Raw genomic sequence first — 25,889 nt, forward strand, 5'->3', positions numbered from 1 at the left:
TCCGCCTTCAAGCCCCATTCTTGGCTTATGCTTTGAATTTGCCTGCATATTTGCAGGTATTTCATCAGGTGTGGCGGGACGACCGAAAATACCTGTATAAATGCAGGTTTTGAGGCCCGTCCAAACTCCGAAAGCTCCGCCACGCCTAAAGCACGCACAACCGTCCACGCATCGTCCGCCCTCGAGTCATCCGTCCACCGAATCGCCCATCCACGCTCAAAAGTCCGCGCCCGTCCACCAATCGCCAGCCCACGCTCGCCAGCCCACGCTCGCCAGCCCACGCTCGCCCCTCCTCGAATCGATGCGTCAAAAAAAGCCCTTGATTCCTGAGAATCAAGGGCTGCCCGTGCTGTCTGTACCGATTGAGGCAGACAACAAAAAAAGCACCGCCTCCATCATCCGTAGAGTCTGTGAATTACAAGTCAAGGCAGGTCTCCTGGCTATGCGTCATCGCTCCCCTAGTCCTTCCCGGCTTGCGCCAGTGGCATTTCTAGAGTCGCTCTTCATTTACAGTGGCGGGACCGCGCCGGATTTGCACCGGACTTCCCTATTAAGCAATGTCCGTATTGACATTGCACCTTGACTTGGTCTATTCAATTATTACGATCATATACGGATGCACGCTGTTTGTCTATCTCACGCTGCGCCGCTTTTCTCGAGCAGTCCGATGATTACGTCCGGCAGCCCGTACTTTACGATTTTCCGTCGAGCAGTCTTCCGGCAAGCAGCATCTTCAATGTGCGAAACAAGAGCACGATCAAGACGAAACTCAGCACTGCCAGAACGACTGCGGCAATCGTTATTAAAGGCCATGTGCGCAAGTAAAGCGCGTATTTTAAAGCGGCTATGGCGAGCGCGGCCATCGGAAAGCTGATCCCCCACCAGGAAGCGCCGAACGGCACGGACTTTTTGAATACTTTAAAGAACAAGACGACGAACAAAAATAGACCAAAGTAAAATAAAACGGATGCAACCGAATCGATTCGCTGCTCGAAATTCGTATATCCCAGAAATCCGACTTCAAACGGCGCGACAAGGATCATCAACGAAGGCGTAATTCCTGCGGGTATCGGGGCATAATGAATCAGCCTGGATAAGATTAAAGTAAAGAAAATCAGGGCTACGATTCCGCCGATCGCAAGGGAGAGCAAATTAATCTCGTGCGCCCAAGGGAAAGGCATCGTCCCGCCGGCAACCGCGATATCCAGCGTGCCGACGACAGGAATCAGCATCGCCGGAACGGCGTGAGCGGGATCGCGATTTCCTTTAAACAGCCGTGCGACGAATACGTAACTTAGACCCAATGTCGTTGCTGCACCCAAGACCCATATCGATTGACCGGCAATACGGTTATAAACGCCGACTACGGAAGAAAGCAGCAGTATGGCAATCGTTATCGTCCCGAAAAAATTTCCGGTAACCGGGTGCGCAAACTCATCCTTCACTTTTTGCGGATATATCGTCCATTTGGACAAGTAACCGACAGTCATGGCTATAAATAATCCGATCGCAAGGATACCGCTGATGTCCGCAACCACATGGGAAATGCCGAATAGCATGCTTGCTTCTCTCCAGGCCAAGGAAAGACCGGAAAATCCCATTACCGAGGCGAACAAACTGACTGGAAGAAACTGAACGGATCCGATGCTGGACGGCTTGAATTCGGCAACTAAGGTACGCATATAACCTTCCCCCTTCTCTTGTGGCTTTATTGTAGGGGGATACTAATCATAGATCAATATCGTTGTTTCTATGAAAATGATAGATTGGAATCGCAGGTTTTTATGTATTTGGCTTGATCGCTTTAACGTGCGCTTGCACGAGATCGATAAATCCTCGCGATGCCTTCCCCATGTATTTGTCCCGATGGTACGCGATGCCCACTTCTCTGCTCAAGCCCGGATTTTGAATCGGAATATGGACCAATTCGTCGGAAGGATACATGTCCAGCAGCGTTTTCGATAATACGGAGCCTCCTGCGCCAGAACGGACGAGACCGAACAACGATTCGATCGTCGTCGTTTCGATCAAAGGCTGTAAGCGAAGTCCGGCGCTCGAACAAGTCGAATCGACCAATTGCCGGCATCGGTGCGTTTCGGGAAAAGTCACGATCGGCACGCTCAAAATTTCTTCGAAATCGATGGCGCTGCGCAGCGCAAACGGATGCGAGGTTGTTGCGACAAAGAAAAATTGTTCTCGATACAAAGGAATCGTCAAGATCCGTTCATCATCGACTGGCAAAATCGTAACGGCTAAATCCAATTCATTTTGCAACAGCCGGCTCACGATATCTTCGACGCCTAAAATTTTAATCTGAACGAACGGATACCCGCGATGGAAATCAATGAGCAAGTTCGAGACCAGTTGGTTAAGCTCGCCCGGCAGCGCTCCGATCGACAACTTTCCGCGTTCGATCTGCTGCAGCTCCTGGATTTGCTCTTTGGCGCTCGATAAATTGCCGAACGCCAATTTACTTTGCTCGTACAGAATCATTCCCGCTTCGGTTAGCGCTATTTTTTTCCCGATCCGGTCGAACAAAGGAACGCCGAGCTCGTCTTCGAGCGACTTAATCTGATGGCTCAAAGTTGGCTGCGTAATCCCGAGCTTCACGGCCGCTCTTGTAAAGTGCAGTTCTTCGCAGGTTGTTAAGAAGTAATCCAGTTGTCTGAATTCCATCCCGGTCGCGCCTCCTTCAATGGCAAGACGTGCTTGCAAGCGAGCGATTGCAGATAGCCTGTTCGTTAAGACGCTAACTGATGCCTCGAGGTTGCCCGATTCCTATTAATGTACCGTATCCGCTAAAAAGGAACAATGAACAGAAAGCGCTTGTCTGAACAAAAAGCAGTTTAGTCCGGCGCTCCGGACCAAGCTGCTTTTTTGCTCTCCTGCTTATGCCTATAAAATAGGCTTTATTCGTATGCTCGTAAGCTCAAAGGCTTCTTTAGGTTTTCCAAGGGATTGGGCCTTCTTCTTCTTCTTGATGACCATCGCCTGCCGCATGCTCGTACCTTGGCGAACTTCATCTTGAATGCATCGCATCGGCGTATCAAATCCGAAAATAGGATGTCCACACAGTCTGCTAATATGCAAAAAAAGGAAAATGATGTTTTAGCCGCCGCCGACCTTCAATTGCTTCGTAAACGCAAAATGATCGTTCGGGTACATCAAATGAATCGTGATCGTATAATCGCCGGCTGAAGGAAAGGTGTGACTGGACGTATAGCTGTCCCCTTCTTTTACGGCATCGATCAGACTGGGCAGATCGTTTTTGGAGTTGATCTGAAACTGAACCTTGGCTTTCTCGGCGGCAAACTTATTATTATTGATGGTGGCGATCAGCTTGGTCGCTTGTCCCGCAGCGGGAGGCGACGGCACGCTCGTCAACGCGACCTCCGAAAACTTCAGCGTTTGCTGCTTACCCGAAGCACCGCACCCGGCCAGCATCAGCAAAACGGCAACAGGAACAACTATGCTAAGCGCGCGCAGCGAAATTCCGTAAACCTTCATTTCCTGTTCCCCTTCCGTTAACTCGCACATGTCCTGAGATCATCAATCATACGCTGTCCACTCAGCATAAACAAATAGCCCCTGCGTCAAATGACCAGAAAGGGCTAGAACTTCTTTTATAAAAGAGTTCAATTCAAAGAGTTCAAAAAATGTCCATATCAATCATCAAGACATCATGATTCCGACTACGATCCAGACAAGATACCAAATTAAAAGAGGAGATAAGACCAGGATGATCGCAAAAATCAGTATGAAGGTCGGCCAATGAGGCTTAGGCATACGTATTGGATTTTGTACAGATTGTTGACCACTATAACAAGAAGCACACTTTTGGTAAGGATTCATATGGCGGCATCGGCGGCAAATCGGTATTCCGCAATTCGTGCAGCAGGCCACTGCGTTCCATTCGGGATGTCGATAACATTGCATGGGAACCTCTGTCGTTTTTATTAAATATTAGCATGGCCCGTGAACCTTTTATAGGCGAAATTCATATGTATGAGCAATAATGGTTCAGCGCGGAAGGGGCGATGGGACGCGATGCTGGTCTTCATCCTCAATCCGGATCATCGGGCGCTCCAACCGCGGCTCACGCAAAACGATGTCCTGAGTGCCTTCCCGCTCTGGCGGTGCGAGATCGTGGAGGGCGCAATCGGCGAACGAATGAACGCAATCCTGGATGGATATAAAGAGTCGATTTTTCTTACGCTGCTCGCTGGCGAACGGTTGAACGCCGGCAGCCTGGAGAATCTGCGGACGTTGGGCGCTCAGTTGGACGAACAAACGGCATGCCTGTGTCCAAGCGCCGGCCCCGACCGCCGCGGTCCCGTCGTATGGCGCACTTCGGCCGTTCAACAAAACGACGGATTCGCCGATTGCGACTGGCTGCCCTTTCAATCGCTGGTTCTGGTCGAGATGAAGAACCGGCTCATGCTAGGCTGGCGCATAGCCGAGCTGCCTGCAGCATTATGGCAGCCGGGCGGCTATCCCCGTCCGGCTGCCTGGCGCAAAACGCCGATGACGCGTCAACGGATAGCGCCGCTGCTCCTAAGCCGCCCGGTCACGCCTGCAACAACCGCAACGCCGTTTTATTCCGTCGCGCTGTGCGCTTACAATGCAGCCGCCACCTTGTGCTGGTCCATCCGCAGCGTGCTCGCGCAAACCGACGGGGACTGGGAGCTATTTGTGGTGAACGACGGATCGGACGACGAAACGGCGGCGCTGCTGGTGCGGCTTCCCGATGACCCGCGTATTCGTATTTTGACCCATGCCCGCAATCAAGGCAAAGCGCGCTGCCTGAACGAAGCGCTGGCTGCATCGCGGGGACGATGGTTGCTGGAGCTTGATGCGGACGACTGGCTCGCGGACGATTGTCTGGCGCGTTTTCGCCAGCAGATCGAAGGTACGGAAAAACCTTGCGGCTTATGGTATGCGGATCACGACGAATGGCTGGAGCGCCCAGAGGGCGAACCGCTTTTTCGCCGAACCGCGATGGCCATGCCCGAATTCGATGAAGCTAAACTTCTGGAAGCCGCCGCCCCCCTCGCCCCTCGCTTATACAGGACGAAAGCGCTGAGACGGCTGGGGGGCTGGTGGGAGCACGGTCCGTTCGACGGCCGGCTGTACGAGGATTTTCAGATGATCGTCCGTCTGGCACGCTTGTATCCCGTATGTCGCGTCCCTGCCACCTTATATCATCGCAGGCTGCGTGCCGACAGCGTCACGCGTACGAATCTGGATGGGTATGCGGCGTGGAAAAGCTGGTTCGAGCAAGCGGTCCGGAAATGAGGTTAAGGCAGAATCCGAATATAGTGGATTTTGGAGGTGACGATTTCGACGTTGCCCGTGACCTGCGTATATGCGTTTTCGACGGCTTGAACGACCAGCGTTCCGGGCGTGACGTCGAGGAGAACGCCGGAGATGAATTGACTCTCCTGGTACACCTCGATTCGACGACCGACGATCATAGACAACCTCGCTGTAAAATGCACGTTCTTCCCGCCTCCTCCGTGCTATTTTCAGACCATGGAAATGATGCTGACGACCCGCACGATCACGATCGTGCCGCCCGGCTCCCGGATCTCCGCATAATCTTCGCCGACGGCAACCAGCGTGCCAAGCACGGTGCCGGAAGGCGTCTCCAGCGTGATCGAGCTGCCGATTCGCGCCTGCAGCAACGGAAGGATCGCTTGCTCCGCCGCCGACAGATCGGCTACGCGCGTCTCCAGCACGTTAATGACGCTGTTCGCGCCGGCCGCCTGGTTCTGGAGCGCGTTGACGTCGTTGCGGATCTGGTTTACGAACGCCACGATCGAGGCCGTGCTTGCCGTTAGCCCCTTCAGGCTCGCGGACATCGCGTCGATCAGCGGCCGCAGATCCGTACGCTCCGCATCTGCCGTGCGTCTCGTGCGTCTCCGCGAAGCCGCGCCGGTTTTCTTCTTTTTGCGCTTGCAAGACTTGCTGCACGATGCAGCGAGCTTGGAGCGGTTTCGCCGAAGCTTGGACGTCGGACCGTCCGCCTTGAGGGCGGCCATTCGGGAGACCATGCGGTTCACCATCCCTTTTCCTGGTTTGATGCACAATATGTCGCTGCGGCGCCTCCGTCTACGTTTCGGCTGCAAAACGATGAAAATGCCTACCCGTCGAACGACCGGTCATCGAATTCCCGCGCAAGCTGCAGCGTCATAATGCAAGTTTCCAGCCGGTATCCCGCCTTCGCGAACGCCTTTTGAGAATATAAATTGTCCCCTTTGATCCGCGCCTCTATCGTCACGCTTCCGAAGCGCGACTGGCATTCCGCTGCAGCCAGACGCAGCATCCGCGGTCCGGCGCCTTTGCCGCGCTCGGAAGCGGCCAGGGCGATGCTGATGACGACCGTGCCTTCGGAGAGACGATCCAGGCGAAAAACGCCGATCGGACGATCGTCCTCCATCGCAATGCAAAGCAATCGGTTCGGGTCGGACAAGCAGCCGTCCAGCCATCTGACATGCGCGTGCCAGTCCAGCGGCTTGTCGTCAAAGGAGCGTTCCCGCACCGACGGATCGTTGCGCCATTCGAACAGCAGCGCTGCATCGGCCGCCGTAGCTTCCCGGATCCGCATGGACGTCCCCTCCTCCGCGTTCAGATCATCTCCCAGCCGATCGGCGAGCCTCTCGTTATCGGCTTGCTTGCGTTTTTGCCGATCAGCGTATCGTAATGCTTGGGCGCGAGACCGTATCCAGGCCGGATGATCGCAATATTAGCCTTGCTGAGCGGCTCTCCTTTGGCAATGTCCTTGACTGCGTAGATCGACCTGCGAAACCGAAGAGAATCCCGTTCGGCGGACGAAGGTCCGTACGAGACCCGGCCGATCGCGCTGGACGCGTCCCGGCAAGCCGCCGTCAGCTGCTTCAGCTCGGCCGGCTCCATGGAAAACGCGGCGTCTACGCCGCCTTCGGAGCGGGACAGCGTGAAGTGCTTCTCGATGACGGCAGCGCCGAGCGCGACGCTTGCCACCGCAGCCGCCAAGCCGAGCGTATGGTCCGACAGGCCGACGGGACAATCGAACAGCCGCTGCATATGCGGAATGGTAGCCAGGTTGGCGCCATCGACGGGCGCCGGGTAGCTGCTGGTGCATTTGAGCAGCGCGATCTGGCCGGAGCCGGCTTCCCGGCAAGCCGTCACCGCTTCGTCCACTTCGGCGAGCGTCGCCATGCCGGTGGACAGGATGACCGGCTTGCCGGTCGAAGCGGCTCTGCGGATCAGCGGCAGATCGGTGATCTCGAAGGAAGCGATCTTATAGCAGGGAGCGCCCAGCGATTCCAAAAAATCCACTGCCGAGGCGTCGAACGGCGAGCTGAAAACGATAAGCCCCAGCTTGCGGCCGTATTCGAAGATCGCCGGATGCCACGCCCAAGGCGTGCTCGCTTGACGGTATAGTTCGTACAAGCTTTTGCCGCCCCACAGCCCTTCCCCGTCCGGTATCGCGAACGCATCCGAGCTTATATCCAGCGTCATCGTATCTGCGGTATAGGTTTGCAGCTTGATCGCGTGGGCGCCGGCCTTGGCGGCTGCCTCCACGATCTTGAGCGCGCGGTCGAGCGATTGATTGTGGTTGCCCGACATCTCCGCGATCATAAAAGGCGGCGCATCGTCTCCGACGCGAATGCCCGCGATCTCGATGGCATTCAATCCGCTTACCTCCCCGTATCGTCAATCAGCGCAGCCATAAGTCTCGGCCATCCTGCGCTGCGCCCGGCCATCGCACGGCTGGCGCGCTCGGACATCTCGGCAACCAGCGCCGGCTTTGCAAGCAGCCTGCGCAGCGCGATTCCGATGTCCGCGGCGGAGATCTCGTCATGCCGTCCCATGTACACAGCGGCGCCGCATTGTCCGAGATAACGCGCACCGGCCTCCTGGTTGTCGGCGGCGGTGACGATCAGCGACGGCAGCGCCAGACAGCAGCGCTCCCACGCCGATATGCCTGCGGCGCCGATCGCAAGATCGGCGCCTGCCATGAGAGCCGGCATGGCGCCGGACCACTCGTGAATGCGAATGCCCGGCAATCGGCCGCCGTTGGCGCGAATGTCAGGCGCATGCGGGCTTCCCGGTCCGATGACGACGTCGGCTCCAAGCGCCGCGAAGGCCGGATCGGCCAGCGCTTCGAGCGTCCGTCCCGTCAGGTTGACGGCATCGCCGCCGCCGAAGCCGACGAGCAGACGGCGGATTCGCCCGTCCCGGATCCGCGAATCGGCTTGCTCGAACTCCCTTCGCAGCAGCGCAAAGCCTGGTCCCAGGAAGGTGACGCAGTGGCCGGGAACGTGTGCCTTTTGCGTAAATGCAGCTGCGTCGTCATAGACATTGGCATTCAACAGCAGATCGCAATCGTGTCTTCTGTCCGTCCAATCGTCGATGACCGCGATGCGGCGCGCATAAGACCTCATCCGACGCTCCCACGTTTCTCCCAAGCCGTAATGATCGACGAGGAGCCATTCCGCCGGCCCGTAGCGGGCGAGCACGGCGGCCGTCTCGGCCGCATCCGTCTCCCGCGCGTCAACGCCTGTCATTCCGGAAAGCGTCGACACGGGAAAGCCGCTCTCCTCGAGTAGCGCCTTCATTAAATTCGGCAGGCTGCGGCATACGAAGCGGCACTCCAGTCCCGCCGCCCGCATCCGTTCCGCCAAAGCCAGACAACGCATCACATGTCCCGTGCCGATCGCGACCGACGCGTCCGCGCGGATGAACGCCTTTCCCGCCCGTCCCATTTCAGGTATCCTTTTGCGCGATATCCGCATTGATAGAGAGCCATGCCGGGTTGCGATCGAGCAGCGCGAGCACGTCCGGCGTGCCGAAATGGGGCCGCTGCGGATACAAGGCTGCCAGAATTCGCGAAACCAGTTCAAAATCCTCGGGGGTATCCACTGTCCAGCGATGCGCCTGTAAATCGCGCGCTCCCGGCACGTTCAACAGTCTGAACCGGTCAGGGTGCCGGTACATGTAGAGGGTGACGTGCTCGCGCTCGGCCGGCTGATCGGCCTCTCGCGCTGTCCGCTGCAAGGCTTCCGCCGAAAAAACCTCGGTATCCAGCCCTCTCGGATCGGTACGGACCAGCGTATTCGAGGCGTAGTCGACAGTCGTTGAGCGGTCGAGAAAAGCGGACGTCACGCGGTCGATCACCGCCGGATCGATTAACGGACAATCCCCGGTCAAGCGGACGATCGCATCTGCTTGGCACGCCTTCGCCGCCTCGGCATATCGCCCAAGCACATCGGCTTCGTCCCCGCGCATGCAGCGACACCCGAGCTTTCGGCATAGCGCCGCGATCGGGTCGTCCGCCGGTTCCCGCGTCGTCGCGACGACGATCTCGCCGATCCGCTTCGCGCGAGAGACGCGCTGCAGCTCATGCTGCAGCAGCGGCAAGCCTGCCGCTCGCATCAGCACCTTGCCCGGCAAACGCGTTGAGCCCATCCGGGCCTGGACGATGGCCGCAGTCCTCATGGCAGCGCCTCCTCGTCTTCCGCCGGACAGCTATAATGCCGCAGAACCTTGTTCACGGCCTGGATGACGTCGCGGACGTCCCGCTTCGACATTTTGGGGAACAGCGGGAGCGTCAGAATTTCCTCGTACAGTCGTTCCGCTCGAGGACACAGCCCCGGCTCGTAGCCCAGACTTCTATAGTAGGGATGCAGATAAACCGGCAAGTAATGGACGTTCGTGCCGACATTTTCCCGGCGCAGCGCCTCGTAGATGTCGCCGCGGCCGGCGCGAAGCGCTCGCGTATTCAGGCGAACGGCGTACAGATGCCAGGCCGACCTGGCGAACGGCTCTTGACAAGGCAGCGTCAACCCCGAGATCCCCGCAAACGCTTCGTCGTACATCGCGGCGTAACGGCGCCGGCGTTCCAGGAAGCGATCCGCCTTCCGCAGCTGGCTGATGCCGAGCGCCGCTTGCAGGTCGGTCATCCGATAATTGTAGCCGAGCTGCTGCATTTCGTAGTGCCACCCGCCCGGTTGCCGCTCCAGCTTGCGGGGATCGCGGGTAATGCCGTGCGTCCGAAACGCGAGGAGCCGTTCGTAAAGCTCCGTATTGTCCGTCGTCACGGCGCCGCCCTCGCCGGTGGTGATCGACTTCACCGGATGAAAGCTGAACGCCGTCATATCTCCGATGCCGCCGATGCGCTTCCCCCGGTACCTCGCGCCAAGCGCGTGCGCCGCGTCCTCGATAACGATAAGACCATGCCGCTTCGCCAGCGCATTCAACGCGCCAAGATCGGCCGGCTGTCCGGCGTAGTGGACCGGGAGCAGCGCCTTCGTCTTGGGCGTGATCCGCTGCTCGACGGCTGCCGGATCGACATTCCAGGTCCGCTCGTCGATATCGGCGAAAACGGGCACGCCGCCACAGAACAGGACGGCGTTGGCGCTGGCGGCGAACGTCAGGGGCGCGGTGACGACCTCGTCTCCCGGGCCGATGCCGGCCGCGAAGCAAGCCGCATGCAGCGCGGCCGTTCCGTTCGAGAAGGAGACCGCGTGCCTTGCGCCGACGTATTCGGCAAGCTTCGCTTCGAAGGCGTCGACCGACGGACCGGTCGTCAGAAAATCGCTCTTGAGCACGTTGACGACAGCTCTGATATCGTCTCTGCCGATCCATTGGCGTCCGTACGGGAGCCACTTTTTCCGGACAGGACGGCCGCCGGCGACAGCTGACAGCTCCTTAGGGTCGATGTCGTTCACCTTCTCGCATGAAGATTGGCAGGCCGGTCGGGATGCGGCTCAGCCATCTGTCGTCCGCTTCCAGGACTGGCGCTGCCGAGACTGCGTCGGTCCAAGGAACGACCCGTCGCTTGCGTCCGTCCTCAAGCGCGAATACATCCGGTCCCGTTCCCCGGACCCATAATCCTTGCGGCTCCTGCTGTCCCTGAATCAGCAGAGCCGGTCCTGGTGCCGGTGCTGGTGCTGGTGCCTGTGCTGGTGTCGGTGCAGGTGCTTGTGCCGGTGCCGGTGCTGGTTCTGGTGCCGATGCAGGCGTATCGTTTTCGCCGATCGGTTCGCCTGCCGGGATCCGTTCCGCGAACCGTTCGTCGAAGCGTATCACTTCGTCCCACCGCCGACCCGACGCTTGGAAAGCGCGCGCCGACGCAAACGGATGCAGGCGGCCGCCGCGAATCACGCCCGGCATATGTTCGCCTGCCTGGAGCAGCATGCCCTCGGGAAAAAACGCATGACCGCGTGTCGACTGTTCGCCCGTCAACTCCGCGATCAGCCGCTCCAGCTGCTCCCCAGCGAGCTTGCGCGGATAGGCGCGACGGATAAAGCGCCGGATCCGCTGCATGAGCGCGGCCGCTGCGGCAGGATCGCCCAGCACGCGCGCGGCAAGCTCGGACAGCGCCTCCGGCTTGTTCGTAATGTACGGAGCCATGCGGTTATAATAGGCGTACCTTTTCCGTTCCTCCGGATTTCTGAAGATCAGAACCGGCTTGCCGGACAGCATCGCTTCCAGCCCGACCGTCGAGTTTTCCACGATCACCAGGTCGATATCGGACAATTCATCGTACAGATCCGTCTCGGCGGGTACCAGCTCTACCGCCTGCAGCTCCGCTGCGAGCGCTTCGTATTCGGACAGCAAGCCCTTCTTGATCTCCCATGGATGCGGACGAATCCGGATGCGCGCACTCCCTAGCCTCGCAAGGAGCAGCCGCACCGCTGCGATCCACAAGGGCCGGTTCGTCGCAGGCTGCGTCACCATGAGAATGCGAGTTTGCTGCGATCGCGCATGCTCCTCGGAGACGCTCCGCTGCTTGCGATCGCGGACCTTCGTGAAAATGTCGTCATAACGCGGATGCCCCGCGATCCGCACCGATTCGCGCGGCACGCCCCTCGCCGCATACCAATCCGCCTCATATTTGCCGTATACCGCCTGTACGGTCGCAAAAACGGGTAGAAAAGCCTCTTCTCCCATAATGACGCCGTGCTGCATACACACGGACGGAATGCCAAGCTTCCCGCCTGCCAGCGCTAGCGCCCGGCTCGTCAAATCCTCGGTCGTCCCGACCAAAATGCAGGAAACCGGATTCGATTCGAGCATTCGCTCCGCCGCATCCATCGTTTGGACGATGCGCGGCGTTTCCTTCAGCAGCTTATCCCGGAAGCGCGCATCTCCAAAGACGGGATGATCCCCCGTATCGTCCAGGATCATGGCGACCTGCCGGGCGATCCGCCCCGTCTCTGCGGACGTATCCTGTTCGTAGTGGCTGAGCGTCACGACCGGAATGCCAAGGTAAGGCTTGCCGCGCGACAGAAGCAGCGTGCGCTGCGGATCGAAATGCTCCAAAAACACGCGCGGCGGGAACCGGTGGTACGTGCCGTTGATTAAAACCTTGCCGCCTTCGTCCTTGCGCAGCTTCGCGCGAACGCGAAACAAAGAGATATAACGCTCGAACGCCGGCTGGATCTCGGCGCTTTTCAGGCTTCCGTTCCGAAGGTGCGATTGAAAATCGTGGCGCGCCATGCGCACCCGCATATCCTCGGTCAAATATTGATAAAAATTGATCAAGAGCGGTACGGGGATCCCCCGGTAGACAACCGCTCCGAAGGCGTCGGCAAAATCGGCGAACAACGACCAGTAATGACGCAAATACATGCTCATCGGCCGGCCTCCGATTGCCTTCTGCGCAAGTCTTCGCGAAGCTCCCTGCATTCCCGCTGCGGCGGCAGCAGCTCGACCATTCGCGACTTGTCCTTCGAGAACAGCTGGCTATGAAAGGACTGATCCGTCATGTAATTATCGTCCAGCACTTCATTCAAGGGGTAAAACGGCCAATACTGATTCAGCCTCCAAAAAAAACGGGCGTCGCCGATCCGGTAAAATTCCGGATTCTCGTCCCAATACGTCCCCCACCGCTCGAGAATAGGCTGCAAGATCGACCGCCGGTGCATGACGGAGCAATGATCGACCGCGCATGGCGCCAGCCAGGTCAATTTGCCGGCGGGCCGGTGCACCGCTTTTTCGACCGTGCCGTCCGCGCGCACGCGCGTGGTGATGGAAGCGGAGTAGACAATTTGGACGTCGGCGCGTTCATCCAGATAGCCGGACATTTTCGCGAGCCGCGCAGGACGATAGACATTGTCGTCCGTCGCATACGTAACGTAATCGCCCGCAGCCATGCCAAGCGCCTTGTTGATCGCCACGGCGTAGCGTACGGCGGATGCGCGCTCTTCGACCGACAGCGGATCGCTGCGGACATAGCGGATGCGCGGATCGCGCAAATAGGGGGCGATGACGCGTGTCGTCGCTTCGTCGGAGTGATCGTCCATAAGAAGCAGTTCCCAATCCGCATGCGTCTGGTCCAGCACGCCCTGAATGGCTTTTCCGATATAATCCGGCTTGTTGTAGCTGGTCATAATCACGGATACTTTGCCCATCTTGGCGCCCCCTTGCGGACGGGCAACGGCCCTTCCAACCTTGTCGGGTACAGGATATTCAAGGCAAAGAGCGTTGGTTACGAGGCCTTAGACCGCAAAAAACCAGCCGGGCTGCCCAAAAATCGCATGGACGTCGGCTGGTTTTGAACTTTCCGTACCTATAAGGCAGTCTCGCTATCTGCTTCCCCCAGGATTAAAGCGATCAGGACCTGGGCGTAGCAGCGAATAAGGAAATCGTTCGGATGGTTGACGTTATTGCCGGTTAGATCGGCGTAATCCTTGTGCTTCAGCAGCTCCCGGTGAACGGCCGTCATGTCGGCGACCGCGGCTCTGCCGCCGGATGCGCCCGCAAGATCTCGCAATACGGCGGCATACGCCGCCTGGTTCCCCGAGAAATAAGTGTCGGGATTGGCCAGCATCGGCGCGACAAGAATAAATTCCGCGGCGCCGTTCGCTGCCTCCATGCGTTTCATGATGGCCGAGATGTTGGCGGCATATCGGTCAGGTGCGACCTTGCCCGTGCCGTCGTTCATGCCGAAGGCGATGATGGCGAGATCGGGCGCCATGTCTTCCAATACCCGGTCTACGATCTGCAGCCCTCCCTCGCTGGTAATGCCGCCGACCGAGCCGTTTTTATATGCGATTTTCGATCCGCAGGCTTCTTCAAGGATCGCGCGGACTTGATCGCCCCATGTCGGCAAAAAGGGAGCTGCGCCGGTTAATCCGCTTGCATTGGCGCCTTCCGCGATGCTGTCCCCGAATACGAGCAGGTTGAGCGGTTCGGCGTTCGCCAATTTAGCTGCCGTACGTTCGGGACATGCGGTCTCAATTCCAGCAAGCGCGCGATACCCGCCCGTTTTGCGGCATTTGTAGCTGACGGCGACCTGCTTGTCGTGGAAAAAATGGCCTTCCGAGAACAGGCTGTAGCCGCCGCCCACTCTCTCTTGCACCCATCCCTCCCGGTTCTCCTCCGGGAACATTTCCTCGATACGGGTAATCGGAACGCGCGAACGGGGTGGGAACCACAGCCGGCCGTCTTCTACGACCCAATCCGTTCCTTCCTCGTACACCGTGTCCAATCGGGCGTTGCGCACTTCGACGATCTCCTCCGGCTTGTACAGCAGTCGGCCCTCGATCCTTTCCCCTTCCGTCCTCGCGACGGGCATAATAGGCTCGTACAGCATGAAATTCCCGGTCCAAAAGGGCTTCGTCAGCTCTTTTAAGCGAGCGGTTTCGTATCGTATCTCTGGCATGGCGTCCTCCTAATCGATGTCAAAGCGAACCTCGAACAGCCGAGCTTGATAGGCTTTCGGGAAACGAACCGTAAGCAGCCCTTTGTTGGCGCTGTAAGTGGCTTCGACGTCTTGATCCTCCTGCGGATAAATGAGACTGACGGTCGCCTTGCGGCCCCGCCAACGCGCAAGCGGAATCGTCCTGTATTCGGCGCCGCTTCCGAGTCTCCATACGGATAGCAGAATGCGGTTTCCGTCGGGCGACGCCAAGCCTAAGCAATTCCAGCTGTCCGTCTCGTTGATACGCTTAAATCCAAGCGGCCAGATCGGATGGGATTCGCCGATAAAGGCTCTTTCTTTTTTATATAACGCTACTGCATCCGCAATCAACCGGAGATTGGTCTCGTCGGCCAGGTGAAAATGCCCGGATATATATAGACTGCCGCACAAGCCGTTAACCATATTAAATATCGTCTGTTCCCCGTCTTCCATCGCTCGCAGATGCTGGCCTTCCTTTAATTTCCCAGGAAAAGCGAGATCAGCATGCAACAGCGGATACGGATACGCCCATATCCCCAGCTGCTCCGGCAACACGGCGGCGAGACTGCCTCCGATAATCGAAGGATATTTGCGGTAATCCTCCTGATCGCTGGAGCTTTGCAGATGAAAATGGGATAACGCCTCGTAATCCGCACGCATGCCGCCGGATGCGCAGTTTTCCAATATCAGCTGCGGATGCCGCGATTTGACCTGGCCGATAAAAGCGTAGAAATCCCGCATCGCCTGCTGCAACCCCGCCGCCGCCGCTCTTCCGCCAGTGTCGTCGCCCGTTCCGATGCAAAGATTATAGTCGTTTTTGATATACCGCACGCCCATCCGTACGAGACGATCGATGACCTCATGCATATAGGCGCGTACGTCGGGGTTGCCGAATTGAAGAAACCAGCGCGGCCCTCCGCCTGCGCGAATGCCGTAACGCCGGATGAACCAGTCGTCCGGCTTGGCGGCTAACGCGGCATCCTCGCCGCAAACCTCCATCTCGAGCCATAAGCCCGGCTTCATCCCCTGCTCGGATATATAGGCAAGGAAGGCTTCAAGCCCTTCTTCGCCGAACCGGTTGCGGCTTGGCCGCCAATCGCCCAGCCCGCTGCCCCAGGATGCGCCAAGCTCGCCGAACCAGCCGGCATCGATGCAGAAATATTCGCAGCCAGCTGCGGCAGCCGCTTCGACGAGCGGCACGAGCTTCTCCCTGGAAGGATCGCCCCACAGCGCGTTCATATAGTCGTTGTAAACGACAGGCGCAGTCGGCACCGTTCCCTTCATCGCTCGCGTCAAATATCTCCGGTAGCCCGTCAAATGTCTGACGGCTTCCGTAAAATCTCCGTTGCAGCAGCCAAAGGCAGCCGGAACGGCCTCGTACTTTTCGCCGGGCGCCAGCTCCAAGCTCCATCCGCCGTACCGCTCGTCGGCGCCGTCCGCATGGATAAAAATTCCTCCGCTATCGTCGCTCCAAGAGCCGCGATGGCCGATCTCGAAATGCCAGTCCGCGGATGTCTCGATCTGCCAGTACCACGATTTCCCCGTTTCCAAGTCTTCTAATACGGCCATCGGCAGCAGCTTCCCGGTGCTCCAGCTGCCCACGGAAGAGAAGTGAACGGCAGCGGCGCTCGGATGCGTCGATGTCGGGTACAGCCCCAGCTCCTCCAGATCGCCCGATCGCCACTGTCCCTCTCCGTTCCACGTTTGCCGGCAATAATGGACGCGTAGTTTGTTCTTGTCATGCCAAGGCAGACCGCCGTCGGTCGCGACGCCCTGCACGCACATCGATGAGACATGCGTCAGAACGACCGGCAGCTCGCCTTCGTTCGTGACGACCGTCGACTGTCGGATGACTGCCGTACCCGGAATAAATCGCAGCTCCGTCTCTACCATGAGGCCGAGCCGCTCATGCTTGTAAGCCATCGCCAGCTTTTCTTCGTCGGAGGTCCAGGACTGCAGCTTCATTTCGAGCGGAAGTCTTGTAAGTCCGGCAACCAGCGCGGGCGAATGGCCGTACGGGACGCCGGCGACCGCCAGTTCGAAAGGGGGAAAAGGAATCGCGGGAACCTTGCTCTTAAGCTTGCTGTCGGTATTGAACGTAGCTTGCATACGTCCGTTTTCCGTATCCGTAAAGCCGATCGCCATGCCGGCATGCTCGATCGTCAAACTCTGAGGTCCCTCGGTCATTTGCTACTCTCCCCTGTAGACGATTTCCAGTTCGCCGATCGCCAGCGGCTTCAGCACGTAACGGTCGGTCCATCGGGACCGGTCGAAGAAATGGGACGGCGTCAAAAAGTTAATGGCTTCGTCGTCCGTGAGATGATGCGGTCCGATCAGGTTGCGAAGCGAGCCGCTCATCACCAATGTAAACCGGCGGCCTTTGCCTGTCCACAGGTCTGTAATATCCCACACCCAAGGCTCCCACGCTCGTGCACCACGAAAGGCATCGTCGGCATACAAGCGAACCGAGCCGGCTTGCGGGCGGGTTAGCCTAAGCAGCCATTTTCCCGGCGGCCTCTCCTGCTCGCGTTGACTTACCCATTCGTCCAACGAGAAACCGAACGCGAAGCTGCCGGCATAGAAGGGATAACCTTGTTCGCTCAAATCGCCAACTGGATCCTTTATCGGATTATGCTTTCGTTGAATGGCCGGCGCGAGACCATCCTTTAACGCAACGGAAAAATCGCCGATTACATACATGTTTTCCATGTGCCCGGCACCTTCCCGATCGCCAAGGCTTACCTCTATGTCGTTGCTGCCAGGCCTGACAATGCCTGGCGGCACCTGATAGCAGAGCCAATCCGGATCCAGCCAGGCGGAGCCGTCAGAAGCGAGCGGACAGCCGTTCCATCGCACTTCCAGGGCCAGATGGCGCTCGACGACGACTTGCAGCTGCAGCTCGGGCGCGGCTTCGGCGACTTGAACTTCGGCGCAGAACCGCGTACCCGGACCTGAGGCGGCACCGGCATGAATCCATTCCGCCAGCGGGAGCGGCGAGGACCACAGCGCTGCATGCGCATCGTAGCGCGAAAATCGGTCCAGTAATAGCACGTTGGGCTGCAGCGGAACAGGTGCGGTATCCAGGGTTACCGAAAAACGTTCTTCCGCGCCATTAGATTGGCATCCGGTTAAACCATCTTCTTCATCTTGCGGAATAGCGCCGATCAGCAGCGTGCCGCGCGGTTCGAAAATCCAGTCGAGTTCCGTTCGTTTCCCTTCGGTACGGGCCGGGATCGGAAAAACGTCGCCCGTCTCCGCGTTCCAATCGAATAAATTCGCGGCAAACGCAATCTTGAGCTTCACGCGGATGAGCTTCTTTTCCGACATGCTGGCCAGAAAATAAAACCGCTGCGAGCCTGCTTCACGCTCATGAAGCCAGATGGAGCTGCCGTCCTCCCCTTCTACTACAATCGACTGCGGCACTTGCTTGCTTAATCGATCGATCGAGAACGGCAGCAGCGGAAGCTGCCGGACATGTTCGGGAAGCCTTGACGAATCGGACATCCGACCGCCGATGGCGCCCTGCGGAGCTAGCGTGTCTGCCCCGTCTTCGCAGAAAATCGGAAAACCTAGCTTGGACAGCTGCTCCAGCAGCCGAATCGTCGATTTACGCAGACGCGTGCACGGCGGAATAATAACCGCTTGATAAACGGCTTCCTTGATGCGCAATCCATCCTTGGACACCGAGCCGTATTTATCGAGCAGATGTTCGTTGCCGTAGTCGAAATTTAGATGTGCGTCCAGAAGCTGCAGCGAGATTCTTTCCAAAGCGACGTTCAACTCGGTGACAAGCGAACTCGCGAGCGGCGAATACGACTCGAATGCCGATTCGATCGGATGAAGGACGAGCACCGGCGCGACCCGCTGCCCGCGCGTGAGCGCATAGCTCATTCTCGCCTGGTAGTCCGTCAGCAAGCGATAGTCCTCCCACCAGGGCTGCTGCGGGCCGAGCGTCGGCGGATAGTCGCGCTTCCCCTCGCCTTCCATCGAATAAGGAAGCAGATGCGGACTGAAGAGGTTGATACCGTGTATCAGATGCCAGTCCGACATCCACTTTTGCCTGCTCAATTCGAAGCCTTGGCCGGCGCAGGCAAACAGCTCGGACAGCGCCCGCTCTCTGCCGAGCTGGTTCGCGACGCTTGTCACCTGCTTCGCCGCCAAGACCGTCGTGTACGGCTGTTCTTGTTGTTCCGGGCGGCTCGCCTGGAAGTACCGGCCCAGATGGTCCATGCCGGGAATATGCATGTACTCGTATTGACGCATTACGTCGCCTACCCATTCCATTTGGTAGACCAGCCTGTCCTCGGCCATAAGGTGGCCGGTGTACAGAAGCCCGCGGCTTTCGCACCACTCGTACAGCGTTTTGCTGAAGCGCTCCGCGAACAGCTCTACGACGAGCGACCAATAATCGTAGCGGACGCTCCGATAGTCGCCTTCCGGCAAAAATAGCGCATGCAAGCTAGGAAGCAGGCTGTATCCGTATTTATCGGAAAATAACTCATCCAGGCCTGTCGTCCATGGCAGCGCCGGAATGTCAGGATTGAGCCACAGCAAGGCGCAAGCTTCGTCGCTGAAAACGCCCGGTACGGTGCGCCCGAAGGTCGAGCCGAACCGCGCCTCGTAATGCCGGTGCGTGCGCTCGATAAACGCTTCGGTCACGCGCGCATCGAGCAGGTCTACGTATGAAGCATTTTCGAATCGTGCATCTCCCATGGGTTGAACCCATTCGTATAAGAAATGGGTGTCGCCGTCCGCTTCATAGACTTCCAATAGCCGGCAGACCTCATCGTCCTCCCGCCGCTCCGGCAGCATTACCAGCGCTTTTGCGCGATAATCGCGACCCAGCGAAGGTATAAGGCCGCCGGCAAAGCCGCTCGGCCATCCCTTCTCGTCGTATATCCATGCCTTCATGCCAAGCCGATCCGCTTCTTCGATGCATAGCCGGACGCAGTCGAACCAATCTTCGTCCAGATAACCGGTCTTCAGTCCGTTTCTGGCATGCATGAAAAAGCCGCCGGCGCCGGCTTCTCGCATTTGAGCGATTTGCGTCCGCAGACGTTCGGGGGTCAATCCGCCGTTCCACGACCAGAACGGGACGGGGCGGAACTCGACTGCCGGATCCTTGAATTCGGATGGCTTCACTTCCCATTCCCCCTGCTGGCCGGCTGCAAGCGATCGTTTTCGGTACCGTCGACAATCTCAATGCCTTCAGGCGCATCGATCGTGGAAGCCAACGTACCGTCAGCTTGCCTCTCCCACCTGACATGTATAGGTCCCTGAGGCGTACTCACCGTTCCCTGGCAGCGATTCATGCCCGGCACCGCATGCGGCTGGAAAGAAATTTTACTGTAGCCGGGGGCAAGCGGCCGAATGCCGAGCAGATGCCGGCTCATCCACTGGACGGGCGTGCTCGACCAGCTGTGGCACAGGCTGATCCGATAAGAATCGTAAGCCGTGTAGGTCGTCAAGGCATGATGAAAATCGTCCGTCTGCGCAAGCGTAATGCTTTCCCAAAAGGTCGTCGCCCCTTGCGCGAGCATCCGGCCCCATACTTGCTCGACCGCCTCCCAGCCCTGGTCCAGCATCCCTCGAAGCGCGAGTCTCTCGGCCAGCCAATAGGCGGATAGCGGCGTTACCGGATCGCTTAACGCGATGCGGTTCAGGGCGGCCAACTCCTGCGCTTCGCTCACATAGCCGCTCTCGGCGCCAAGCAAGAGCGCGATCAAGGACGAGCTGTCCAAAAATTCGGAGGCGGAAATCGACGGCAAGGGGTTCTCGGGAACGGGCAGTTCGAGGCCGGGAATCGCTTCGTTCAGTCGACGCACGCTTTGGATCGCCAGCGCGAGTACCGCATGCAGCGTATGCCAGGCATCCTCCTCCGTCATCGGCACCCATTCGATAAACGCCTGATGGCGTTGCTTCAATAACCCTGAAGCTGGATCGATATTCTCGATGATCCATCCCATATGCCTCGTCAGGTCCGGCTGCATCGCCATCACGAATTCCCGGTCTGCTGTATGCAAGTAATAGTCCCATATGTTAACGAACCACCAGCACGTATAGGCGGGAATCGAATTCATCCAATAACCGTAGGGCGTATCGCCGAGCTCCCGGATCGTACGCTTCAAAACGGCAAAGTCGTTCCATAGCACGTAATCGGCTTTGGCGGCCATAAAGAAATCGTAGGTCCAGTTCAGGCGATCGCGCTTGACGCCGTCCCACAGCCCCGTCTGATGGCAGATTCGATTCGTATGAACCGAGGTTTGATAGATCCGGTCCGCGACGGGGAGGTCGGAGCGGAATTGCCCGATCTGTTCGAGCATGACGCCGACCTCCTCGAATGCGATGCGCAGACAAAACGCTTCTTCAGGCGGGCCGATCATGAAAAATTGCACATATCGCATGCCCTGGGGCAATATCGTGAAGCTCTCCCCAGGGACGACCGTGATGCTCTCGGTGATGCAGCCGGCATAGTTGTCCAGCTCGGCAATCGATTCCGTACCGTTCCATAAGAGCAAGACCGGCCGATCCGAGTCATTGTCGACGCGAAACCGCATATTGTATTCGGCATCCATCGCTACCCGAATCCACGGTCCTTCATCCAGACCCGCTTGCTGCTGAAAGGCGCGCAGCTCGGTCCATTCCTGCTGCTTGCGCAAATGGTAAAAAATATGCCGTTCGTTCCGGCGTATCTCCGGGAGCCGCGTCTCCTTCGCATACATCCCTTTTAACGTTAAAATGCCGTCCTCGCCGATTTGCGCGTCTAACCTCGATTGCTCCAATACGTCGCAGGATGTCAGGGCGCTCGTCCCGATGTCGCCGTAACCGCCTTTGACGAACCACGAAGGCGCGTTCTCCAGATCGCCGTACGGCTCTTCCCCATACACGCAGACAGCTCGGGCAAGCAAGTCTTCGGAGGTCCAGCTCTCGTCCGTCGGCATCCACAAGCCATTACCTTCCAGATAGCCCAAGCAGCCTACGCGCCGTTCGATCAGATGGACATTGACGTCCACGATCGGCATCGCCTCCTTGCAGTCGATCTTCAATTGAATCCGATGATGGCCTGGGGCGATCGTTTCAGGAAAGCCAAATTCCGTAAATGAAGCGAGATTGCCCGGATGCTCCGGCAACTCCCCGACCAGCCGATCGTCCAGGGTGATCGCGACATGCCCCGTCGCAGCCAAGTAAAGCTTCGCATCGTTTATTTCCGTTTCCACGTCAAAGGATCTCTCCAACACGATCTGCATGCGATCGCTGCCGGCTTCATGCCAGATCCATTTCGGTACCGCTTTGTCAGCCATGCCCTTCAGTCCCTTCCATTCACCTTTAGCCTTTAATGCCCGTCGAGACGACCGTACCCGAGATCAGCTTCTTCTGCGCGAAGAAAAAGACGAGAATGACCGGGACGACCGCCAGGCTGCAGGCCGCCATCAGCTGCGCCGTCGTAATCGAGCCGATGGTCGCGCCGCCCGCTTCGCCAGGGGACAACGCATACAGTCCGAGCGCCAGGGTAAAGCTTTTTTCCTTGCTTAAATAAATCAAAGGCCCCATAAAATCGTTCCAGGTCGACATGAATACGCCGATGGCCACTACCGTGAGTCCCGGTCTGCACAGCGGCATGGAGATGCGCCAAAAAATATTCCAGAGGTTCGCGCCGTCGATTTTGGCGGCCTCGTCGAAATCGTGGGGAAGCGTCGCGAAAAACTGCCGGAGCAAAAAAATGTTGAACGCCCCGCCGCCAAAAAAGGTCGGCACGATCAGCGGGAGCAGCGTATTGGTCCAATTCAGCTTGCTGAACAGCACGTAAACCGGAATCATCGTCACCGCGCCCGGCAGCATCATCGTCGCGAGTACGATGCCGAATATGAGATTGCGATAGGGAAACCGCAACCGGGCGAATCCGAATGCGCAAAAAGCGGCCGACAGCGTGCCCCCGACGACGCTGAAAAAGACGACGATGCCGGTGTTGCCGATATAAGAAAGAAATGGCTTGATGGTCCAAATTTCGGAATACGCTTCTGCCGTGAATTGCGTCGGAAAAACGACCGGCGGAACCTTGTATAGATCGTCGAGTCCCATAAAGCTGCGGGCGACCATCCAGATCAGCGGAAACAGAAAAACCACCGCGCTTACCAGCAGCAAGGCATACAGCACCAACGAAGATTTTACGGGCGATCTCATCTATCTGACCTCCCCTTCGTAATGGACCCATGATCTGCTCGTCCTGAAGATGAATGCCGTCAGCAGCAGCACGATAAAGAACAGCACCCATGCCAGCGACGAAGCATACCCCATCTCCAGCGTGCGAAACGCCTTCTTGTAAATCATCACCATGAGAAAGTTGCTTGCGTTGAGCGGCCCGCCAGCCGTCGTCGCCATGACTTGGCCGAACACCTGGAAGGACCCGATAAAGCCCATGATCAGATTAAAAAAGATGACCGGCGTAATCATCGGAATCGTGATACTCCAGAATCTACGCATCCGGGATGCGCCGTCCACGATCGCCGCCTCGTACAGCTGAGCGGGTATGCCCTGGAAGCCGGCCAGCCAGATGATCATCGATCCGCCCGCCTGCCACAGCCCCATAATGATGAGCGAAGGCATAACCGATTCCGGATGCGAGAACCAGGTGTACGGCGGCAATCCGACCATATCCAGCAGCTTGTTCGCAAAGCCGTAAGTCGGGCTGTACAGCTGCTTCCACAAAATGCCCAGCGCCACGACCGGAACGACGACCGGCAAATAAAAGATCGTCCGGAACAGGCCGATACCGGGCAGATTGCGATGGAGCAGCAGCGCCAGCAGAAAACCGATCAGTAGAGATGCAGGGACGGAAATGCCGGTGAAAATGCCGGTAATCTTTAAAGACTGCCAGAACTCCGGATCTTGCAGCAATTTGTCGTAGTTGTCCGTGCCGACCCACTGCGGCGACTTGATAATATTGAATTTCGTAAAGCTGTAGTAGAGAGACTGCAGCACGGGCCAAGCGGTGAACAGCAGTATGCCGACCGTCACGGGCGATGTGAACAAATAGCCGGCGATCGCTTCGCGCACTTTTTTTCTGGATCTCATGAAGCTCTTCCCCTTTCCGCGTTCGGGCGGAGGAGCTTCTGCTTGCTCCCCCGCCTCGAAACTCCTGCTGCGCTGCCCTTCGGTTATTGCCAAGCCTTGTTGATGCGTTCTTCCCATTCCTTAAGCGCATCCTCCAACGGCAGCTTGCCCAGCAAATACTTGTTCATCGCGTCCTCGTAGCCGGCGTTCGATTCGTTGATCAGCGATACGGGGAGCTTCGCGCTCAAAATCGGAAGAATGTCGGCTTCAGGCTCGATCGTATACGCTTCGACGTTTTTGCCTTCCACCGGACTGTTGCGCCACACGTCGTCGCCGGCCAGCGATTTGAGGACCGGAACCGAGTTGCCTGCCGAATTAAATGCCTTCTGGCCGGCCTCCGTCAGGAACATCGATACGAAAGCGCCCGCTTCGTCCTTGTTTTTCGACTTCGAGCTGACGCTGTAGCCGCTCGTGCCGCCGCCGACCGCATGAACGGAAGGCAAGCGCGGGAAAGGAACGACATCCCATTCGAACCCTTTGGCTTTGGAGACATCGTTGATGGACGTGGCTACGGACTTCACCGCGAAGTAAAAGGCGACCTTGCCGGCCATGAACATGTCTTCCGGATATTGTCCGTTCGGGTCGAGCGCATAGCCGTCCTTGGACAAATCCCATAGATCCTTCAATCCTTGGCCTACGAGCGGATCGGAAGCGACCGTTACCTTGTGGCCCGCTTCGTCGATCAGCTTGCCGCCGCGGCCCAGCGCGAACGGCGTCCATACCGCCCACCAGTGAATGTTGGAGTTGACCGCCCATTGCGTCGTCGTGCCCGAGGCATCCTTTTTTGTCAGCTTCTTGGCATAGTCCATGAACGTATCCCAGCTCCAGTCGTTAGACGGCAGCGGCAATCCGGCTTCCTTGAGCAGCGTCGTATTGACCAGCGTGACGACATGCGCGTAATCCCGGGGGACCATGTACGTTTGGCCGTCTACTTTGCCCAGATCGAGCATGCTGGGGTATACGTCGGCGACGTTTACGCCGTTCGGCTCGAAATACGCGTCGAGCGGAGCAAGAATGCCCAGATCCTGATACTCCCTCACCGAGGTATCCGGCAGCCAGAATACGTCCGGCAATTCGTTCGCCGCCGCCTGCGCGAGCACCTTGGCGTGCGGGTCCCCGACCATCTTCTCGACTTTGACCGTCACGTAAGGATATTTTTCCTTAAACACGCTTACAACGGCGTCGACGTTTTCGGACTCGCCTGGCCATTCGGGTACGCCTACGCGAAGTTCGACCGGGTCATGCGACTTGATTGCGTCCGATTGAACTGCTGCGCCGCTTCCGGTCGCGCCGTTTGTATTCGTTTTCAAATTGTTGCTGTCCGAATTCCCCGCACATGCGGCGCTCATCAGCATCGAACCGATCATGACCGTCGCCAGTATTCCTGTTTTCATTTTGCCTGCTTTCATTTGGTTAACCTCCTCGATTGTTCCGTTCGATTGAGATGATGTCACACAATTGCAGTTGCATTTAAAGCGGCTGCGGTCCGTGGCTGGCTTTCCTCCCTTGTTCGTTCCCCCTGTTTAATTTGATTCCCTTCAAGTAAAATAAATATAAAACGTTTTACTTAAATTATTTTATCTCTGAGGATTTAAATTGTCAATGCTAAATACGAGAGCGGTTTCGTAAAAAATGCTGCGGGAAAATCGCCATGACTGCCGTTACTGGAGACGCGCGGAACCGCCTAACGTTGATCTAGCTCAAGCGACAAACTTACTATGGAGTCCGCGTGTCATAGCCAGCGTCGGGTCTACGTATCGTCTCTAGTGTCGGGTCTCTATTCGTATCCAGTGTCGGGTCTGCGTATGGTCTCTAGTCCGCGTATCGTCGCCAGCGTCGTTCTTCCGCCGCAATGCCTGCATATATACATCTTTTTATGTCGATATCGACCTTTTTCGGAGAATAGATGCATATATGCAGGAATTTTCCTCCATCAGCCCTTTTTCCGGGTTGTATTTTGAATTTACCTGCACATTTCAGGCTGTTGAGAAAGTCCCCTGCATTATTCAATTAATACGTCACCGCGTTAATTTGGTATAATAGATAATATTATGCTGAAAGTGGTGGTCCATTTTGTTGCAACATGGCCAAGGTAAACCAGCAG

The 25,889-nt window shown here is 57.6% G+C and carries 20 protein-coding genes and 1 riboswitch; of the genes, 1 reads left to right on the top strand and 19 read right to left on the bottom strand.

The genetic code is table 11. The features are described from left to right. Nucleotides 1–409: 409 nt before the first annotated feature. Nucleotides 410–597, bottom strand: a riboswitch (cobalamin riboswitch). Between the two features lie 95 nt (nt 598–692). The 3 genes from ACFOTD_RS18240 to ACFOTD_RS18250 form a co-directional block, all read right to left on the bottom strand. Then, nucleotides 693–1,682 carry an SLAC1 anion channel family protein gene (locus tag ACFOTD_RS18240; protein ID WP_378121234.1) on the bottom strand — a complete coding sequence of 330 codons (990 nt, stop codon included), beginning with the start codon at nt 1,680–1,682 and terminating at the stop codon, nt 693–695. A gap of 100 nt (nt 1,683–1,782) precedes the next feature. Then, a complete protein-coding gene (locus tag ACFOTD_RS18245; protein ID WP_378121236.1) occupies nt 1,783–2,676 on the bottom strand; it encodes a LysR family transcriptional regulator in 894 nt (297 codons plus the stop codon). A gap of 432 nt (nt 2,677–3,108) precedes the next feature. After that, the gene (locus tag ACFOTD_RS18250; protein ID WP_378121238.1) at nt 3,109–3,507 is read right to left on the bottom strand and encodes a FixH family protein; all 399 of its coding nucleotides are present in this window, start codon (nt 3,505–3,507) and stop codon (nt 3,109–3,111) included. A gap of 540 nt (nt 3,508–4,047) precedes the next feature. Between ACFOTD_RS18250 and ACFOTD_RS18255 the strand changes: the two genes are divergently transcribed. After that, nucleotides 4,048–5,295, top strand: coding sequence for a glycosyltransferase family 2 protein (locus ACFOTD_RS18255; RefSeq protein WP_378121240.1), 1,248 nt, complete (start codon nt 4,048–4,050; stop codon nt 5,293–5,295). Nucleotides 5,296–5,297: 2 nt separating this feature from the next. On the opposite strand, the gene ACFOTD_RS18260 is transcribed toward ACFOTD_RS18255, so the two are convergent. The 16 genes from ACFOTD_RS18260 to ACFOTD_RS18335 all read right to left on the bottom strand — a co-directional run bounded on the left by ACFOTD_RS18260 (nt 5,298) and on the right by ACFOTD_RS18335 (nt 25,194). Next, nucleotides 5,298–5,498 carry a hypothetical protein gene (locus ACFOTD_RS18260; RefSeq protein WP_378121241.1) on the bottom strand — a complete coding sequence of 67 codons (201 nt, stop codon included), beginning with the start codon at nt 5,496–5,498 and terminating at the stop codon, nt 5,298–5,300. Nucleotides 5,499–5,525: 27 nt separating this feature from the next. Further along, nucleotides 5,526–6,053: a DUF2642 domain-containing protein gene (locus tag ACFOTD_RS18265; protein ID WP_378121273.1), complete on the bottom strand. Its 528-nt coding sequence runs from the start codon at nt 6,051–6,053 to the stop codon at nt 5,526–5,528. An 89-nt stretch (nt 6,054–6,142) separates the two neighbouring features. Next, the gene (locus tag ACFOTD_RS18270; RefSeq protein WP_378121243.1) at nt 6,143–6,607 is read right to left on the bottom strand and encodes a GNAT family N-acetyltransferase; all 465 of its coding nucleotides are present in this window, start codon (nt 6,605–6,607) and stop codon (nt 6,143–6,145) included. 20 nt (nt 6,608–6,627) lie between these two features. Further along, the gene (gene pseI / locus ACFOTD_RS18275; protein ID WP_378121245.1) at nt 6,628–7,677 is read right to left on the bottom strand and encodes a pseudaminic acid synthase; all 1,050 of its coding nucleotides are present in this window, start codon (nt 7,675–7,677) and stop codon (nt 6,628–6,630) included. Nucleotides 7,678–7,682: 5 nt separating this feature from the next. Further along, complete coding sequence (pseG, locus tag ACFOTD_RS18280; protein ID WP_378121247.1) at nt 7,683–8,750, bottom strand: UDP-2,4-diacetamido-2,4,6-trideoxy-beta-L-altropyranose hydrolase; 1,068 nt, start codon at nt 8,748–8,750, stop codon at nt 7,683–7,685. Nucleotide 8,751: 1 nt separating this feature from the next. Then, the gene (locus tag ACFOTD_RS18285) at nt 8,752–9,483 is read right to left on the bottom strand and encodes a cytidylyltransferase domain-containing protein (RefSeq protein ID WP_378121249.1); all 732 of its coding nucleotides are present in this window, start codon (nt 9,481–9,483) and stop codon (nt 8,752–8,754) included. Continuing rightward, on the bottom strand, nt 9,480–10,715 hold the full coding sequence (gene pseC / locus ACFOTD_RS18290; RefSeq protein WP_378121251.1) for a UDP-4-amino-4,6-dideoxy-N-acetyl-beta-L-altrosamine transaminase: 1,236 nt from the start codon (nt 10,713–10,715) through the stop codon (nt 9,480–9,482). The genes ACFOTD_RS18285 and pseC overlap by 4 nt, the downstream gene beginning before the upstream one ends. Continuing rightward, nucleotides 10,696–12,627, bottom strand: coding sequence for a hypothetical protein (locus tag ACFOTD_RS18295; protein ID WP_378121253.1), 1,932 nt, complete (start codon nt 12,625–12,627; stop codon nt 10,696–10,698). The genes pseC and ACFOTD_RS18295 overlap by 20 nt, the downstream gene beginning before the upstream one ends. Beyond that, on the bottom strand, nt 12,624–13,403 hold the full coding sequence (locus ACFOTD_RS18300; protein ID WP_378121255.1) for a glycosyltransferase family 2 protein: 780 nt from the start codon (nt 13,401–13,403) through the stop codon (nt 12,624–12,626). The genes ACFOTD_RS18295 and ACFOTD_RS18300 overlap by 4 nt, the downstream gene beginning before the upstream one ends. Nucleotides 13,404–13,561: 158 nt before the next feature. Continuing rightward, complete coding sequence (locus tag ACFOTD_RS18305) at nt 13,562–14,656, bottom strand: SGNH/GDSL hydrolase family protein (RefSeq protein ID WP_378121257.1); 1,095 nt, start codon at nt 14,654–14,656, stop codon at nt 13,562–13,564. Between the two features lie 9 nt (nt 14,657–14,665). Then, nucleotides 14,666–16,861 carry a glycoside hydrolase family 36 protein gene (locus ACFOTD_RS18310; protein ID WP_378121258.1) on the bottom strand — a complete coding sequence of 732 codons (2,196 nt, stop codon included), beginning with the start codon at nt 16,859–16,861 and terminating at the stop codon, nt 14,666–14,668. A 3-nt stretch (nt 16,862–16,864) separates the two neighbouring features. After that, nucleotides 16,865–19,816 (bottom strand): glycosyl hydrolase, encoded by a 2,952-nt coding sequence (locus tag ACFOTD_RS18315; protein ID WP_378121259.1) that lies wholly within the window; start codon nt 19,814–19,816, stop codon nt 16,865–16,867. Then, the gene (locus ACFOTD_RS18320; RefSeq protein WP_378121261.1) at nt 19,813–21,975 is read right to left on the bottom strand and encodes an alpha-L-rhamnosidase C-terminal domain-containing protein; all 2,163 of its coding nucleotides are present in this window, start codon (nt 21,973–21,975) and stop codon (nt 19,813–19,815) included. The genes ACFOTD_RS18315 and ACFOTD_RS18320 overlap by 4 nt, the downstream gene beginning before the upstream one ends. Nucleotides 21,976–22,000: 25 nt before the next feature. Beyond that, the gene (locus ACFOTD_RS18325) at nt 22,001–22,855 is read right to left on the bottom strand and encodes a carbohydrate ABC transporter permease (RefSeq protein WP_378121262.1); all 855 of its coding nucleotides are present in this window, start codon (nt 22,853–22,855) and stop codon (nt 22,001–22,003) included. Further along, complete coding sequence (locus tag ACFOTD_RS18330; RefSeq protein ID WP_378121264.1) at nt 22,856–23,746, bottom strand: carbohydrate ABC transporter permease; 891 nt, start codon at nt 23,744–23,746, stop codon at nt 22,856–22,858. Between the two features lie 83 nt (nt 23,747–23,829). Then, complete coding sequence (locus ACFOTD_RS18335; RefSeq protein WP_378121266.1) at nt 23,830–25,194, bottom strand: ABC transporter substrate-binding protein; 1,365 nt, start codon at nt 25,192–25,194, stop codon at nt 23,830–23,832. Between the last annotated feature and the right edge of the window lie 695 nt (nt 25,195–25,889).

The sequence above is a fragment of the Cohnella sp. GCM10012308 genome (assembly GCF_042649185.1).
GTDB lineage: Bacteria > Bacillota > Bacilli > Paenibacillales > Paenibacillaceae > Cohnella.

Coding starts and splice junctions, on each gene's coding strand:
- ACFOTD_RS18245 (WP_378121236.1), bottom strand. CDS start 2,676: ATGGAATTCAGACAACTGGATTACTTCTTAACAACCTGCGAAGAACTG.
- ACFOTD_RS18310 (WP_378121258.1), bottom strand. CDS start 16,861: ATGACCGAGGGACCTCAGAGTTTGACGATCGAGCATGCCGGCATGGCG.
- ACFOTD_RS18250 (WP_378121238.1), bottom strand. CDS start 3,507: ATGAAGGTTTACGGAATTTCGCTGCGCGCGCTTAGCATAGTTGTTCCT.
- ACFOTD_RS18285 (WP_378121249.1), bottom strand. CDS start 9,483: ATGAGGACTGCGGCCATCGTCCAGGCCCGGATGGGCTCAACGCGTTTG.
- ACFOTD_RS18300 (WP_378121255.1), bottom strand. CDS start 13,403: ATGGGCAAAGTATCCGTGATTATGACCAGCTACAACAAGCCGGATTAT.
- ACFOTD_RS18265 (WP_378121273.1), bottom strand. CDS start 6,053: ATGGTCTCCCGAATGGCCGCCCTCAAGGCGGACGGTCCGACGTCCAAG.
- ACFOTD_RS18270 (WP_378121243.1), bottom strand. CDS start 6,607: ATGCGGATCCGGGAAGCTACGGCGGCCGATGCAGCGCTGCTGTTCGAA.
- ACFOTD_RS18305 (WP_378121257.1), bottom strand. CDS start 14,656: ATGCCAGAGATACGATACGAAACCGCTCGCTTAAAAGAGCTGACGAAG.
- pseG (WP_378121247.1), bottom strand. CDS start 8,750: ATGGGACGGGCGGGAAAGGCGTTCATCCGCGCGGACGCGTCGGTCGCG.
- ACFOTD_RS18255 (WP_378121240.1), top strand. CDS start 4,048: ATGCTGGTCTTCATCCTCAATCCGGATCATCGGGCGCTCCAACCGCGG.
- ACFOTD_RS18325 (WP_378121262.1), bottom strand. CDS start 22,855: ATGAGATCGCCCGTAAAATCTTCGTTGGTGCTGTATGCCTTGCTGCTG.
- ACFOTD_RS18320 (WP_378121261.1), bottom strand. CDS start 21,975: ATGGCTGACAAAGCGGTACCGAAATGGATCTGGCATGAAGCCGGCAGC.
- ACFOTD_RS18330 (WP_378121264.1), bottom strand. CDS start 23,746: ATGAGATCCAGAAAAAAAGTGCGCGAAGCGATCGCCGGCTATTTGTTC.
- ACFOTD_RS18240 (WP_378121234.1), bottom strand. CDS start 1,682: ATGCGTACCTTAGTTGCCGAATTCAAGCCGTCCAGCATCGGATCCGTT.
- ACFOTD_RS18335 (WP_378121266.1), bottom strand. CDS start 25,194: ATGAAAGCAGGCAAAATGAAAACAGGAATACTGGCGACGGTCATGATC.
- ACFOTD_RS18295 (WP_378121253.1), bottom strand. CDS start 12,627: ATGAGCATGTATTTGCGTCATTACTGGTCGTTGTTCGCCGATTTTGCC.